The 15,975-nt window shown below is 33.6% G+C and carries 15 protein-coding genes, 1 tRNA gene and 1 rRNA gene; 14 read left to right on the top strand and 3 right to left on the bottom strand.

What is annotated here, in order from left to right; translation table 11 throughout:
• Positions 1–73 (top strand): 5S ribosomal RNA (rrf, locus tag RNZ47_RS16285); the annotation flags it as partial.
• Between the two features lie 263 nt (positions 74–336).
• Here the strand turns inward: rrf and RNZ47_RS12660 are convergent.
• Positions 337–1,887 (bottom strand): FG-GAP repeat domain-containing protein, encoded by a 1,551-nt coding sequence (locus RNZ47_RS12660; protein WP_311940605.1) that lies wholly within the window; start codon positions 1,885–1,887, stop codon positions 337–339.
• A 438-nt stretch (positions 1,888–2,325) separates the two neighbouring features.
• Between RNZ47_RS12660 and RNZ47_RS12665 the strand changes: the two genes are divergently transcribed.
• From RNZ47_RS12665 to RNZ47_RS12690, 6 genes are all read left to right on the top strand, one after another.
• Complete coding sequence (locus tag RNZ47_RS12665) at positions 2,326–3,672, top strand: site-specific integrase (RefSeq protein ID WP_311940609.1); 1,347 nt, start codon at positions 2,326–2,328, stop codon at positions 3,670–3,672.
• 23 nt (positions 3,673–3,695) lie between these two features.
• Positions 3,696–4,469, top strand: coding sequence for a hypothetical protein (locus tag RNZ47_RS12670; protein WP_311940613.1), 774 nt, complete (start codon positions 3,696–3,698; stop codon positions 4,467–4,469).
• A 98-nt stretch (positions 4,470–4,567) separates the two neighbouring features.
• A complete protein-coding gene (locus RNZ47_RS12675) occupies positions 4,568–4,849 on the top strand; it encodes a helix-turn-helix domain-containing protein (protein WP_311940616.1) in 282 nt (93 codons plus the stop codon).
• Between the two features lie 3 nt (positions 4,850–4,852).
• The gene (locus RNZ47_RS12680) at positions 4,853–5,371 is read left to right on the top strand and encodes a hypothetical protein (protein WP_311940619.1); all 519 of its coding nucleotides are present in this window, start codon (positions 4,853–4,855) and stop codon (positions 5,369–5,371) included.
• Entirely contained in the window at positions 5,361–6,002 is a 642-nt protein-coding gene (locus tag RNZ47_RS12685) for a hypothetical protein (protein ID WP_311940624.1), read from the top strand. The genes RNZ47_RS12680 and RNZ47_RS12685 overlap by 11 nt, the downstream gene beginning before the upstream one ends.
• 297 nt (positions 6,003–6,299) lie before the next feature.
• A complete protein-coding gene (locus RNZ47_RS12690; protein WP_311940628.1) occupies positions 6,300–6,476 on the top strand; it encodes a hypothetical protein in 177 nt (58 codons plus the stop codon).
• A 201-nt stretch (positions 6,477–6,677) separates the two neighbouring features.
• Here the strand turns inward: RNZ47_RS12690 and RNZ47_RS12695 are convergent.
• Positions 6,678–6,750, bottom strand: a tRNA-Phe gene (locus RNZ47_RS12695).
• 173 nt (positions 6,751–6,923) lie between these two features.
• On the opposite strand from RNZ47_RS12695, the gene RNZ47_RS12700 reads away from it, so the two are divergent.
• The 7 genes from RNZ47_RS12700 (at position 6,924) to RNZ47_RS12730 (ending at position 14,888) form a co-directional block, all read left to right on the top strand.
• Positions 6,924–7,652: a type III pantothenate kinase gene (locus RNZ47_RS12700; protein ID WP_311940631.1), complete on the top strand. Its 729-nt coding sequence runs from the start codon at positions 6,924–6,926 to the stop codon at positions 7,650–7,652.
• A complete protein-coding gene (gene bamG, locus RNZ47_RS12705; RefSeq protein WP_311940634.1) occupies positions 7,652–8,971 on the top strand; it encodes a BamG family beta-barrel-assembly machinery protein in 1,320 nt (439 codons plus the stop codon). Before RNZ47_RS12700 ends, bamG begins: the two co-directional genes overlap by 1 nt.
• An 18-nt stretch (positions 8,972–8,989) precedes the next feature.
• On the top strand, positions 8,990–10,369 hold the full coding sequence (locus RNZ47_RS12710; protein WP_311940637.1) for a tetratricopeptide repeat protein: 1,380 nt from the start codon (positions 8,990–8,992) through the stop codon (positions 10,367–10,369).
• 40 nt (positions 10,370–10,409) lie between these two features.
• Positions 10,410–10,964: an LPS export ABC transporter periplasmic protein LptC gene (gene lptC / locus RNZ47_RS12715; RefSeq protein WP_311940641.1), complete on the top strand. Its 555-nt coding sequence runs from the start codon at positions 10,410–10,412 to the stop codon at positions 10,962–10,964.
• 68 nt (positions 10,965–11,032) lie between these two features.
• Positions 11,033–11,227: a hypothetical protein gene (locus tag RNZ47_RS12720; protein WP_311940644.1), complete on the top strand. Its 195-nt coding sequence runs from the start codon at positions 11,033–11,035 to the stop codon at positions 11,225–11,227.
• Positions 11,228–12,517 (top strand): hemolysin family protein, encoded by a 1,290-nt coding sequence (locus RNZ47_RS12725; RefSeq protein WP_311940647.1) that lies wholly within the window; start codon positions 11,228–11,230, stop codon positions 12,515–12,517.
• A gap of 214 nt (positions 12,518–12,731) precedes the next feature.
• Complete coding sequence (locus RNZ47_RS12730; protein ID WP_311940650.1) at positions 12,732–14,888, top strand: peptidylprolyl isomerase; 2,157 nt, start codon at positions 12,732–12,734, stop codon at positions 14,886–14,888.
• 53 nt (positions 14,889–14,941) lie between these two features.
• On the opposite strand, the gene RNZ47_RS12735 is transcribed toward RNZ47_RS12730, so the two are convergent.
• Entirely contained in the window at positions 14,942–15,970 is a 1,029-nt protein-coding gene (locus RNZ47_RS12735) for a helix-turn-helix domain-containing protein (RefSeq protein WP_311940652.1), read from the bottom strand.
• Positions 15,971–15,975: the final 5 nt, after the last annotated feature.

Raw genomic sequence — 15,975 nt, forward strand, 5'->3', positions numbered from 1 at the left:
ATTCCGAACAGAGAAGTTAAGCCCGTTAGCGCCGATGGTACTGCATTTGTGGGAGAGTAGGTCGTTGCCTTTTTTGATCCTAAACCCGGTTTGGGATTTGTAAATCCCCAACATTGATTTGTTGGGGATTTTTTTTGTGCCAAACCGAAGCGGAAACGAGGGCACGTTAATCAAGCACGGGCCCTGGCGGACGGGCGCGGGAGCGATAGCAGTGGTCAGCTTTTGTAAAACTTCCATTTAAGGTTTTGCAAAACTGGTAACGGATAGCGCGGTTTTAGTTTTCTTAAAACCCGCCATAATAAATAATTCTGAAACCTTTACTTTGTGATTAAATGCTTATTCTTCTAAATTGTTTGTAAGAACCAATAATTGCGGGAAATCTGAAACTCCTTTTGAAACTTGTTTGAAGTATTCCCCAAATGTATGGAAATAGGATCCTAAAAAAATATCGATATCGCCATCATTATCATAGTCTGCGGCATCCATAGTTAGCCATTTTCCCGAGGCTGCTTCGGGGGTGGCATGCGCTTTAAACCCCATGTTTCCTTCGTTTGATAAATATATAAAGGACTGTTCTGGTTTATCGTGATCGTTGTAAAAGGCCGAGGCGGCAATATCTAAATCGCCATCGTTGTCGAAATCCCTTGCCAAGGCTTTACTTGCACCGTATAGTGGGTAAAAAAAGGTGTTTTCGAAATTGTCGTGGCCATCATTTATATATATTCTAACGCCATGGTAGTTTTTCCTAATTATGGAATAATCCCAATTATCGCCATTTGTCAACAGAATATCTTGATGGCCATCATTGTTGAAATCTGCCAATTCCAAATAACTCACGCCGTAAACTGGAGGAAATTTTAAAACCACCTTTTCTTCAAACATATTATTTCCCAAATTATAAAAAACGGATACTTGCTCGAATGCCTGCGCCATTAAAACGACAAGGTCTGGTTTGCCATCATGGTTTAAATCGGTAATTTCTACTTTTCTTGCTCCGGGCACGTTCTTTAATACATGTTCTTTTTCTGGGTTAAAGTTGTCGTACCAAAACAGTTTGCCCGTGTTATGGCCAAAACCGCAAATTACAACATCTTCTTTGTGGTCAGCATTTAAATCGGCCGTAGTAAAACTTACAGGTCTGGGTAAATTTTTAAGACTAGTGCTATTATAGAGTAGGCTCCCTAACTTTTGGTCGGAAGGACTAAATTTACCAATAGTTAATATTCTTGGAGAATTATTGGCTGGAAAGTCAATGTCTACCGCAGGACTTGGCATTTTCCAGGTTTTTTTGACAGACATTGTATTATCCAAAACATAAATTAAGTTGCTGGCATCGCCCACGTACAATAGGTTTTTTGACTCATCGAATTTCAACATGGACGTTCTTGGGAAGCCTTTGTTGTTGATAAAAACCTTTTTGGTTTGGAATAAAGAAAGGTAGTCAATTTTTTTAGATTCTAAGTTTTGTTTTAGGGGTTTATTCGGAGCTTCGTTTAAATAGTAGTCCGTAATTTTTGCCCATTGTTCCTCGGTTATTATTGGCTCATCGGGGTAAATGCCTAACGATTTTACTAAATCGAGATCTTCTTTTGGTGTGCCCGCAAATGGATCTACGCCGGGAATTTTAATCCCCATTCTCATTCCCATATTGGGAAGCACATGGTTAGCCCAAGTGCCTTTATCAAGTAATTCTGGTTCTGGAAATTGATGACAGATTTTACAATAAATTTGTGCTAATTCCTTACCGGAACGTACAGTGTCTTGCGTGTATATCCTGTTTTGTAGGCTATATATTTCGGTTGTTTTACGGTTGTTAAAGAAAAATAAGTTTATTAAAATTAGAATAAAAATTATAAAAGCAAAATTTGCTGTTTTTAAAAATGCCATTGGTATGCTTATTTATAATTTAAATATAAAATAAAATTATTCAAAATGGGCTACTTAAATATATTTAAAACATATAAACCGGCTTTGACTTATTTAGAGTTTGTTGGGAAATTAGGAATAGATTGCTTGGTGCTTAATGAAGTGCTTTTTGCTTGTCCAAACAAGAAGGCGTATTTAAAAACAAAAAATCCCGTAAACATAAATGTTTCGGGATTTTTTTGTGGTACCTCCAGGAATAAAACCCTATTAATTATATCTTTTTTTGAAACAGGTATATAATGCCTTAAACCCCTATAAAATTAAATACTTTAGAGGGGTTTTTATTTTATTTACATTAAGTAGCATTAATAAATATTAAATGTTTTTAATAAAATGTAACCCCCAAACGTAACCCCCAATTAATATTTTGATTATATTTAAATGTTCAAAACTTATATTATGGCAAAAGTTAATTTTTACATTAATAAAAAGAATCCTGACAAGGAATACACTATTAATGTTTTTCTGCAAAATGGCAGAAAAGGAAAGTTTAAAAAATCTACAGGATTAAAAATTATTGGGAAGCATTGGGATGATTTGAAACAAGCTCCACTACCTGAATCTAAAACAGGGGAAAGAAATTATTATCAACTTAGACGAAAGTTGCCTAAACTAAAGGCGAAAATTTTAGAATCAACTATTGAAGCTAATTATAACAATGAAACCATAAATAGTGAATGGTTATCAAAAGTAATTGAAGTATTTTTTGGCAGGTCATCTGCAGATATCGATTTTATTTACTTGTCTGACTATGCTAATCACTTTATAGATATTTTGCCTTATCGTATTCAAAAGAATGGTGTTACTGGAGTAAGTGAAAGTACAGTTAAATTATATGTAACTACACTTAATAAAATTATAGAGTTTGAAAAACTAAAAAGAAAACGTTTTAAAATTGAGGAGGTAAATCTTAAATTTCATACTGACTTTATACAATTTTTAAGTAAAGTTCAAAAGCTTAACTTAAACACTATAGGCAAGTATATTAAATGTTTAAAAACTATTTTAAAAAATGCTAAGCAATACGGTCTTAAAATTAATAAGGAAGTCGAAAGTGATGCGTTTAGAAGTACTAAAGAAGATATTTATTTTGTAACACTAAATACTGATGAGATAGATAAAATATTTAATCTCGATTTGACTAATACTCCATATTTAGACAATGCTAGAAATTGGTTAATAATTGGGGTTTGGACTGGTGCAAGGGTTAGCGATTTATTAAAGTTAGATAATTCAAATATCAATAATAACTTCATAGAGTATAAATCACAAAAAACAAAGCAAAAAATAATACTACCAATTCATTGGCAAGTGCAAAGCGTTATTGATCGAAACGAGGGAAATTTTCCACACAAAATATCTAACCAACGTTATAACGATTGGATAAAAGAAGTTTGTAAACTAGCAGGAATTAACGAAGTATGCAAAGGATCTGTTTTTATTACTAAGAAAACAAAAAGCAATAAAAAAGAGAAAACACCTCAACGCAAAAAAGTAGGTACCTATCCAAAATGGAAATTAGTAAGTACTCATACTGCAAGAAGATCGTTTGCAACTAATCATTATGGAGTTTTACCAACTCCAGTCATAATGTCTGCCACCGGTCATACTACAGAAAGAATGTTGTTAGCTTATATTAGGAAAACCGCAAAAGATAATGCTTTAGTATTCCAGGAGTTTTGGAAAAAAGAAAAAATGAAACAACAAAAGGAAACAAAACTAAAAGTTATAAAAACCGCTAATTAATTCTAATCGTTCAAAACATAATAATGAGCTTAAAAAAAACAGTGGAAGATTGGAAACGTCAAAACAATGATCCATTAGGGTATTGGTTATCTCAACTGGATGAAAATCAATTAAAGTTAATGGAGGAAGTTAAAAATCGTTTTAACTCGCGTATAGATTGGTTTAGTGAATTAACATTACAGGAGTTAAGGTGTAAAATAGATATGCACATATCTTATGAAGCAAAAAGGCAGGTTTTAAATAAAATTCATTCAAAAATAATAGATAAGGAGGAGTTTATTCCTCGTTTTAGAGATATTATAAATAGGGATGATTATGGGTTAATTAATGAAGAGTTATACCCGGAGTTTATATTTGATAAACAGGTTATAGGTTTGTCGTCGCCTTGGGTATTTGAAGAAAACGAAATTATAGCTATTGAGTATTTAGAAAATGTTATAGTGGTTAATGCAGTAGAGAGATTACTTGATATTTTAAAGGATGAGGAAATCAATGGGGATACAAGATTTATGGATTTACCTAAATGGAAAAAAGTTTTACTAAAATTAGGCAATAGATTTACATATAGGGAGGGGAAATATCCAACTGCTAAATATTCTATTATACATATTTGGATGAATGATAATAAATTATTAAATGAAGTTACTTTTAATGATTACAGACAATTTTTAAAGGTAAATTTTAAAGAAGAATTAGTAGATTATGAATTTACTAGATTGGATAAAAATATAGAAAGAAGTAGTGCTCAATATACTAATAATGAAAAAGAGTTAAGCTTTATTTATAATAATAAATAATTATATAAAATTACTCATTAAGAAATGAGTAAAGATGAGTTTTAATAAAGTAAATCGTCGCGCACCTTTGATGTTAAATTTTAAAAACATTAAAAATTATGGCAGACGTAACACAAACACACAACACAACTCCGGAGGAATTAATAGAGAAATTTTTAAAGGGAGTAGATGAAAGATTTGAAGATCTTAAGAAAAACTTCACACCGCGTGAACCAGATGAATTATTAACAACTAAGGAGTTAGAGAAAGAATTAAAAATTAGTGCAGTAACTCGTTGGAATTGGGAAAAAAAGAAAATACTAACCCCTAGAAAAATTGGAGCGCGCACCTACTATTTAAGAAGTGAAATAAAGGAACTTTTATTAAACTCTAATAAGTAGGTTATGGATGCACAATTAAAAAACTTTCATTTTACGAGGTGGGTATATGATGTTAAATATTTAGGTAAGGTTTTTATCGAATTTAGATTAGATCAACGTATTGATATTTATAGCACACTTAAACACGAAAGGTATGAACTAGCAATACGAACAGAATTAGAACCTTTTAAAAAAATTAACTCAAAAACTAAAGGAGCTAATTTATATTTTAGGAGTTGTTTTCCGCATGACCCTAAGGATGAAACCGCCTTGTTTCCCACACAATATGAAAATATTTTTTATGGGGATATTATATATTTTACAAATAATGAAAAAAGAAAAGTGTTAGTGTTTTTTCAGTTGGTTTTTGATGAAAACAGAATGATAGTTGATGTCTTTGATGATTTTTATACAAAAGCAGCTGCAGAAAGAAATAAGCTTTTAAACTGGCATCCTTGGTATGTAAAAAAAGCACCCCTAAGGAGTGCTTTGAAGTCGTTCAAAACTTTAATGGCCTATAATAAAAAACCATATGCAAGATAATAAAAACAACGGAGCAATACCACAAACACATTATTATTATGGAGGGTATATTAATTTTAAAGCTTTTAGAGATTACCATTTAAATAATGGATTGGATGATAATTATTTTAAATCAAATCACTGTTTAGTTTTAGCATTTATAGTTGAGAAGTTTCATAAACATGATAATACCCCGCATATAATTCATAACAATAAAAAATACATCTTAGTAAACACTAATTTTATAGTGGATAATCTAATTTATTTAAAGGTAAAAAGTAGAACAGTAAAAAATTATTTAGAAGCTTTCAAGAAGAATAACTTAATTAGTGTAGAAGTTAGAAATGAAAATAGTCGCTATGTCAATGTTAATAGTGAATTAATAAAGCTTTGTTATGATATTCATTATGCAATAAGGCCAATTAACTTTTTACAAAAGAATAAACCGGAGTTGTGGAAAATGTTTATGAATGAATGGGAAGTTTATTTTGAATCTAAACAAAGCTTTAAAAAGTTTGTGGATGATTTTAATGATACTAGAGATATTGAAGAATATAGTTATAATACAAAAACTATATACGAACATCTTTTAAATTCTGTACATTATCATATCTATGGGAAAGGAAAAGTAAGGGAGTTAAAAAATAATTAGCTATGCAAACAAATGCACACCTCCTATGCAATGAAATGCACACCTCCTATGCAATGAAATGCACCAATAATATATATATTAAATAAGTAAATAAAAAGGAGTATATAAAAGGTTTGATGCACATCTTTTAATGTTTTAAAATTAAAAGGGGGGGTAAGGTAAAATCCTTCGAATTGAATAATAGTGTACATCGCCACTTAATCAAAATTTTACTCGGTGTAACTTTTGAGGGGGGGGTTGTAAGCAGTGAATATATCTTTAAATTATGAATAATTATTAATCTTAAATATTATATCTATGAAAACACAAAACACAAAAAACAATGATGTTATTTTCTTTGAAAATTTTTATAATCATTTGCCATTTTGCCGAACAGTACATGAAGCGTTTTTTAAGGCAAATAAAGACTATTTTAATTTACATAAGTCTTTCAAATATTTGTCATATGAACAATTTAAAAAAAACAATGCTTAATATCTTAATTTAAGTAAAACCGTTGTTTAAACGAGCGTTTTAAACAATGCTTTAACGTTGTTTCTTTTTGATTTGGATATATTGTATGCTAGCTCCAACAAAATGCAGACAAATTAACGCTAAAGAAGAAATTTAAAAGAATGTAACCCCCAAACGTAACCCCTAAACAACAAAAAACCCCTATAAATAGGGGTTTGTATGTGGTACCTCCAGGAATCGAACCAGGGACACAAGGATTTTCAGTCCTTTGCTCTACCAACTGAGCTAAGGTACCTCGCCAAAGCGGTTGCAAATATATATTCATTTTTGTTATTCGCCAAAATAAAAATACAAAAAATTATGGTTTTGTGGTATATAATTGATGCAAGAGTCTTTAAAAATTAATATTATAATATAATTAAGAATTTAATTGTTACCGGTTTTGTAAATTTAGCGTTTTAATTGGATATGAATTTAATTGTAGATGTTGGTAATACTTATGTGAAACTTGCTGTTTTTAAGGGTGATGCTATTAAAAGAAAGGATGTGATTAAACTTAATCACCTTTTAAACCATATTGAATTATTGAAAAAGGAATATAATTCGATTACAAAAGTAATTATATCCTCGGTAGGAAAGTTAAAGAAGGAAACCGTTAATCACATCGATAAACACTATAATGTAATACTCTTAAATTCTGATACCAAACTGCCTTTTACAAATTTATACAGCACACCAAAAACCTTGGGCATAGATAGAATAGCATTGGTTAGTGCATCGGTACATCAATTTCCGGATAATAACGCTTTAATAATTGATGCGGGTACCTGCATTACTTATGATTTTGTTAGCAACAAAAACGAATATTTGGGAGGCGCCATATCGCCAGGGATTCGGATGCGCTATAAATCGTTACATAATTTAACGGCCAATTTGCCGTTATTAGAAACAGAAATCCCAAATTCCATAACAGGAAACTCCACAAACGCTTCAATACATTCTGGAGTAGTGCATGGCGTTTTAAAAGAAATTGAAGGGGTGATAAAGGAATATGAACAAAAATATTCAGATTTAACAGTTATTTTAACAGGAGGCGATGCTAATTTCTTGTCAAAACAATTAAAAAGTAGCATATTTGCCAACTCTAATTTTCTTTTAGAGGGACTAAACTATATTTTACAATTTAATTCAAACTAATGATAAAAAAACTTGTAATAGTTTTTATTGCGTTTTTTGCAATTCAGAGTTACGCTCAACAAGGTACTGCTTCGCCATATTCGTTTTATGGAATTGGGAGCCTTAAATTTAAAGGCACTGTTGAAAATAGAAGTATGGGCGGATTGAGCATTTATACCGATAGTATTCATATTAATTTACGAAATCCGGCGTCGTATGCGAGCGAAAATTTAGCTTTTTACAATAACGAAACACGACCTGTTAAATTTACGGTTGGCGGCAGTTATTCAAGCATAGATTTAAAAAGCAATTCGGGCAACGATAAAGCTACGGCAACCACATTTGATTATTTGGCCTTGTCTGTGCCTATGGGCAAGTTCGGTTTGGGTTTTGGTTTAATGCCATACACGGCAGTGGGCTATAAGCTGGAATCGCTTAACGATTCCGGAGATCCCGTAAACAGGTTTAGAGGCGAAGGCGGTGTTAATAAAGCATATATAGGACTTGGGTACTTGCTCGCAAAAGGTTTGAGTGTTGGCGTTGATGCCCATTATAACTTCGGAAATGTCCAGAATGCAACCATTGAGTTTCTTTATGATGATGAAGGCGTGCTTACCCAATATCAATCCCGTGAAGCTAACCGATCGGATTTAAGCGGATTGAGTTTTAATATTGGTTTATCCTATAAAAAGATGTTATCGGAAAAACTAGAGCTGGTTTCCGGTATTACATTTTCACCCGAAAGCAGTTTAACATCGCAAAACAAGCGTACGTTTTCTGCAATAACAATCAATCCCACTACCGGACAGGAATTTGCAAACCCGGGAAGCACTATTGATGTGGACCTTGAAGCCATTGGTTTAAAAGAAACCGATTTAATTATTCCATCTAAATTTTCATTTGGTGCCGGAATTGGCGAACCGAGAAAATGGTTTATTGGTGGTGAGTATACATCTCAAAAAACCAGTAATTTTTCTAATGCACTTTACAGTAGCAGCGCTACCCAATATGAAGATGCATCAACAATTTCGTTTGGTGGATTTTTTATTCCTAACTACAATACGCTCGACGGCTACTTTAAACGCGTTGTTTATAGAGCAGGTATTCGATCGGAAAAAACAGGATTAAATATAAATAACGAATCCATAAAAGAGTTTGGCATATCTTTTGGAGTAGGTTTACCAGTTGGAGATATTAGAGTGTTTTCTAATGCCAATATAGGTTTCGAAATAGGTAAGCGCGGAACCAAAAACAGTAACTTAATTCAAGAGAATTTTGTAAATTTCCAATTAAGCTTATCTTTGAACGATAGATGGTTCAATAAAAGGAAGTATGACTAACAACATAAAACTATTATCATGAAGGCGAAAATTACACTATTAACATTATTATTCTTAGGATTGAGCATTGGTTTTGCCCAACAAAATGAAGAGGATATGGCTACCCTGTCGATTATGACAGAGTACGCTAAAGCAAAAAACTACGAGGCCGCTTATAAACCATTTATGGAGCTTAGGCAGCGTAATCCTAAATTTAACAGGGCTATTTACGTATACGGTGAGAAAATTTTAGATGATAAAATTGAAAAATCTACCGGAGCAGACAAAGTAGCCTATGTAAACGACCTTGTAAAACTATGGGAAGAAAGAGGCACGTACTTTGCCAGCAAAACGCCTAAAGGTGAATATGCTGCAAAAGCTTGTCAACTCATGTACGATAATAAGGATATTTTAAATAAAACTGATGCAGAGCTTTACGAGTGTTTCGATGCGGCTTATAAGCTAGATAAAGCCACATTTACAAACCCTAAAAGTTTATACACCTATTTTTCTTTAATGGTAGAATTGTTTGATGCCGGTAAAAAACCCGCTCAAGATTTATTTAATAAATACGATGATGTTGTTGAAAAGATTGAAGGCGAAATTGAAAACTACTCTGAAAAACTAAATAAATTAGTTGAAAAAGAAGATGCCGGAACTCCATTAACAAGTAAAGAAGGCAGATATAAAAAATCGTATTCTAGCTATTTAAGAGCTTACGATAAAATTTCAGAAAGTGTTGATAGTAAATTGGGTAAAAGAGCAAATTGCGAAAACCTAATTCCGCTGTATCAAAGAGACTTTGAAACCTTTAAAAATGATGCCGTTTGGTTAAGACGTGCCGTAAGCAGAATGTTTAATAAAGAATGTACCGATGACCCTTTATATATTAAACTGGTAAAAGCTTATGATGAAACGGCTCCTTCTGCAGACACAAAATACTTTGTTGCAGGATTGTTATTAAAAGAAAACAAAGAAACCGAGGCAATTAGCTATTTCAAACAGTCGTTCGATTTAGAAAAGGACGATTATAAAAAAGGTAAATTGGCTTATAGAATAGGCACTATTCTTAAAAGCAAAGGGAGATATGGGCAAGCCAGAGGATATTTTAGAGATGCTTTAAAACTCAATCCTTCAAATGGCCGTCCGCATTTATCAATTGCAGCTATGTATGCAGCAAGTGCCAATAGTTGTGGCGATACCACTTTTAATAAAAGAGCCGTGTATTGGTTAGCAGCAGACGAGGCAAGAAAAGCAGGACGTGTAGACCCAACATTAAAAAGTGCAGCAGCACAATCGGCTACAAGTTATTCGGCCAAAGCACCTTCTAAATCAGATATATTTAGTGCCGCCAATTCTGGTGAAGTTATTAAAATTGGTTGTTGGATTGGGGCTTCTGTTACCGTGCCATCGGTTTGAAAAAAGAACTAAAGTATTGAATATGTATTCAATATAGTTAATGAAAAGAACATATAAATATTACATTTTAAACATAGTCACAGCAATTGTTGTGGCTATGTTTTTTTCGTGTAAAGACAACTTTAAAGAGGTGCAGAAAATGGGCATATCTGAAAACGAGCCCATAGGCATTGCCGAAAACATTAATTTAGTACACACAGATTCTGGTAAGGTTAAGGCCATTCTATTAAGCCCGAAAATGTTAAACTATCAAAACAGGGATTTCCCTTTTTTTGAATTCCCCAATGGAATTACTTTGGATTTATTGGATGACGAAAACAAAAAAAATGTGGTTGTGGCCGATTACGCCATTAATTACAGTGAAACTAACCTTATAGATTTGCAAGGCAATGTAAAAATAACAACCAGTACAAACGACACCTTGTATGCCGAACAATTGTTTTACGACCAGAAAAAAGAATGGTTATTTACAAATAAACCAGTAACTTTTATAACGGGTTTAGACGTAATAAACGGCAATGGTTTCGATTCCAATAAAAATTTTACTAATGCCGAAGTCCTTGAGGTAACGGGTACAATTACACTTGACGAATAAGTGGGGCTCATCAAATTCCGCATCCCTATTTTAATTATCTTTGCGGTAATTTAATTTAAGATTCAAAAATGAAATATTCTAAGATTTTTCAATACGCTTATTTAGTATTTGCCGTTTTATTTATTTACGATGGGATTTCAAAATGGAATGACGGCACAAACGGCGCCTATGTTTCATTTGCGTTGGCAGCATTGGCTGTTTTTATATTCTTCTTTAGAAGAAAATTTGCCAAAAAAATCGAAAAAAGCAACAACTCAAAATAAATGAGCATTTATGCCATTATCATAATTGTATCATTATTGCTATCGGCCTTTTTTTCGGGTATGGAGATTGCTTACATATCGTCAAACAAAATCCATATCGAAATTGAAAAAAAGCAAGACGGTATCCTCGCAAAGATATTAAGTAGGCTTACGGCAAAACCATCAAAGTTTATTACAACCATGCTAATTGGCAACAATATAGCGCTGGTGGTATATGGCTTTTTTATGGGCGATGTATTGGTTAATTGGTTTCAGTCTTTACTGCCCACCACTTCGGGTTTTGTAAATTACATGCTTACCGATTTAAGTTTATTATCGCAAACCGTTATATCAACCCTTGTTATTTTAATAACTGCAGAGTTTTTGCCCAAAGTATTCTTTCAAATTTATTCAAACACACTTATTAAAGTGCTGGCAGTTCCTGCTTATATTTTTTATGTGCTGTTTACCTTTATTTCAGATTTTGTTATTTGGATTTCAGATTTTTTACTCAAACATCTTTTTAAAACCGAAGGCGATCAAATTCAATTGGCTTTTACAAAAATAGAATTGGGCAATTATATTAGTGAGCAAATGGAATCGGTTGAAGCGCATGACGATGTGGATTCCGAGATTCAAATATTTCAAAACGCCTTGGAGTTTTCCGATGTTAAAGCACGCGAAGTGATGATACCCAGAACCGAGATTATCGCCGTGGAAATTAACGAGTCGATTAAAACCCTTAACGCACTTTTTACCGAAACAGGTTGCACCAAAATTTTGGTGTACAAAGAAACGGTGGACGATATTTTAGGCTACGTGCATTCCTTCGAGCTGTTTAAAAAACCCAAAACCATAAAATCTGCCATGTTACCGGTGGAGTATATTCCGGAAACGGTGCTCATAAAAGATGTGCTAAATGTACTCACTAAAAAGCGCAAAAGTATAGCTGTTGTTTTGGATGAATATGGCGGAACATCGGGCATTATGACGGTTGAGGATATTGTTGAAGAGCTTTTTGGCGAGATTGAAGATGAGCACGATACCGTAGATTTAATTGAAGAGAAAATTGATGAGGATACCTTTACGCTTTCGGCGCGATTGGAAGTCGATTATTTAAATGAAACCTACAAATTGAATCTTCCCGAAAATGAAAATTACGAGACTTTAGGCGGTTTGATTGTTAACCAAACCGAACAAATTCCGGCTCAAGCCGATATTGTTATTATCGAGGGGTTTCAGTTTACTGTTTTAGAGGTATCAACCACTAAAATCGATTTGGTAGAGCTAAAATGTTTGGATGAAGATTGATGTTGTTGGCAGTGTTCAGTAAACGGTTTTCAGTCATCGGTCTTCAGTCAATCAATCTTCCATCTTATAAGTAAACAAATCCCAAATAACGCTTTCATTATTAAATAGAAAATGGTATTTTCGCGCACTGTATTTTATCAATATAACAGATTTTATATACTAACAACTTAATAAGCTAAATCCCAAATCAGGATTTTTTAAATTTTAATTACAAATGGCAGTTTTAAATAAGATTAGACAACGTTCACTATTTTTAATATTAATTATAGCATTGGCATTATTTTCTTTTGTTTTGGCAGATTTATTTAAAAATAGCGATGCGCTAACATCTAAATCGCAAAATATCGTAGCGACTATAAACGGTAAGGATATTACTCGCGAAGACTTTTTACAAAAAGTGGAAATAGCACAAAAACGTGCAGGCGCATCGGCGACAAATACACAAGTAATGAACAGTGTTTGGGAGCAAGAAGTGAGACAAGCCGTAATGGAAACGCAATACGAAGCCTTAGGGATTTCTATTGAAAAAGATCAAATGCGTGATTTGTTAAAAACAGCTATGGCAACCAATCCTGAGTTTTTAAATGAAGCGGGTATGTTTGACGAAAACAAGTTAAACGAATTTATTGCCAACCTTAAAGAGCTTTCGCCGCAACCCGGTTTTATTGGTGGTCAGCCATTAACCTTTGCCGATTGGGTAAATTACGAGAAGCAATTAGCTAACAATGCCCTAAATCAAAACTACTTTAACTTGGTAAAAGCAGGTTTAACAGGTACGCTTGCCGAAGGTGCAATAGAGCATAAGTTACAAGGCGATAAAGTAGATATTAAGTATGTGCAAGTGCCTTTTTCATCGGTTGCAGATAGCACGATTAAGGTTTCAAAATCTGATATTTCAGAGTATATCAAAAAACACAAAAAGCAATTTGAAGTTGAAGCTTCAAGAGACATCAGATATGTTGAGTTTAAAGAGGCGGCAACCATTGAAGATGAAAATGCTATAAAAGAAGAATTAACAAAACTATTAAACGATAGAGAAGAATATAGCGAAGGCCTAAAGGCTAACGAAACCATTGCAGGATTTTCTAAAACAGAGGATAACGAAAGGTTTGTTAACTCAAACTCCGATATTAAATTTGATAGTCGTTTTGTTTTTAAATCGTCGTTACCAACAAGCGTTGCCGACAGTATTTTTAACCTTAACGAAGGTGAGATTTACGGGCCATATAAAGACAATGGGTATTTTAAAGTATCTAAAGTTGCGGCGGTTAAACAAATTCCAGATTCAGCAAAAGTACGTCATATATTGATTCCGTTTTTAGGAGCCCAATCGGCTGCACCGGATGTTACACAATCTGAAGCGCAAGCTAAAGCTACTGCCGATAGTCTTTTAACTGTTTTAAAATCTAACAAATCTAAGTTTGGCGATTTTGTAAAAGAATATTCTTCAGACCAAGGAAGCATTCAAAACGAAGGACGTTACGATTGGCATCCGTACAACACCATGGTGCCGGAATTCAACGATTTTGAATTTGAAGGTAAAGTAGGTGATTTGGGTGTGGTTAAAACGATTTTCGGTTATCATATTATTGAAATCGAAGGACAAAAGAACAAAAAGAGAGCCGTACAAGTTGCTACCATAGCACGTAAAATCGAACCGTCTGAAGCCACAATTTCAAAAGTGTTTAGAGATGCCGCCAACTTTGAAAGAAAAGCAGCAGAAAACGATTTTCAAGAGATAGCCACCGAAAACAAATTTACGGTGCGACCCGTAAACGGTATAAAAGCATTGGACGAAAATATCCCTGGCGTCGGTAACCAACGACCAATTGTACGTTGGACTTTTGAAGAAGGTGTAGAAGTAGGCGCGATTAAGCGTTTTAACGTGACTGACGGTTATGTTATTGCACAATTGGTGGCAAAGCATAAAGAAGGGCTGCAAAGCGTTGAGGATGCGTCGGCAATTGCTATACCTGCGATACGTAAAGAGAAAAAAGCTAAAATTATTAGAGATAGAATAACCGTAAATACTTTAGAGGATTTGGCTGCTGCCGAAAACACCACGGTAAGAACGGCTTCGGCGGTTACCATGAAATCCCCAACCCTTGCGGGTGCCGGTAGAGAGCCTATTATTGTTGGGGCTGCTTTTGGATTGAACGAAGGCGAAACTTCTCAGTTAATTGATGGCGCCAATGGTGTTTACATGATTCAAGTTACAAAGGTAACACCAGCGGTTGAGTTGGACAATTACCAAACCTATGCCAATCAAGTAGAAGCTCAAAAAGTAAGTGTTGTAACGGCTAAATTATATACTGCTTTAAAGGAAGCTGCTGCTATTGAAGATAATAGAGCTAAAACTCAAATTCAATAAAAAAATAGCACATAGATTATATAAAAAAGCCTCGTTTATCGAGGCTTTTTTTATTAAACAGCTATCGGGGTTACTATTTGTTTTTTGTATTCATTTGGTGTTATATCGTATTTTTCCTTAAATATTTTCGAAAAATAGCTTCGGCTGGTAAAGCCAATGGTATAAACTATTTGAGAAATGTTTAAGTCTGTTGTCAATATTAAATTTCGTGCGGATTCTAACCTAACATGTCTAATATATTCTGTTACGGTTCGCGTGTATAAAAATTTAAAACCATCTTGGAGCTTTGCTTGAGATAAGCCGGTGTCTGATGCCAATTGTTCTAAAGAATAATTTTTTGCAGGATTTTTTAATATGGCTTCACCAAGTTTTCTAACCTTAATAAGCTCACTTTTAATTAGCGAAGTTGGTAAGGGCACACCTTGCTGAAGTTTGTTATGTCGCTGAATGTGCAAGGTTAAAATCTCATAAACCTTAGCTTCAATTTTTAAAACCCGGAGCATGCCTTTGGCTTTAAGATTTCGAGTTTTTTTAACCAGGTCTGCCATTTTTAGGTTTAAAGTACCATAGTGGATAAACCTGTTTTCATGATCTGTGTCCAGAAAAATTTCATAAAGCTTTTTGTTTAGTGTAGAGACATTGGTGGTCCGCTTTTTCAAAAAGCGTTTTCGTATAATTTGAATAACATTAATTTCTAGTTTGGTATCCTTAGGAAAATGAATATAGTTAATGCCGCTGCTTTTGTTTGTGAATATTAAAGAATGGTATGGTTCTACCAACTCTTCTCTGTTATCTACGCCAAATCGATGTTTAAAGCTACCGCTTAAAGCATAAATAAACCTAATGGGGTTGTAGGCATCGGCATGCATTTTAAGCCTTATTTCATCTTTAAATGTAATGTTGTAATCCAAAAGGTTTACGCCCCAATCGTAGGGTATAAAACGGATGCTGCCTTCTGCCAAATCGTTATCAACAATTAAGGTACATTCGCTCCACAGTTCAAGTATGGTGCCGCCAATATGGTTCTGAATGTCTTCAAGAATTTCTTTTGAATTGTTGGCTTTGATTTCAATTTCTATCATAAAAA

The organism is Hwangdonia seohaensis, from assembly GCF_031932625.1.
In the GTDB taxonomy this organism is placed as follows: domain Bacteria; phylum Bacteroidota; class Bacteroidia; order Flavobacteriales; family Flavobacteriaceae; genus Hwangdonia; species Hwangdonia seohaensis.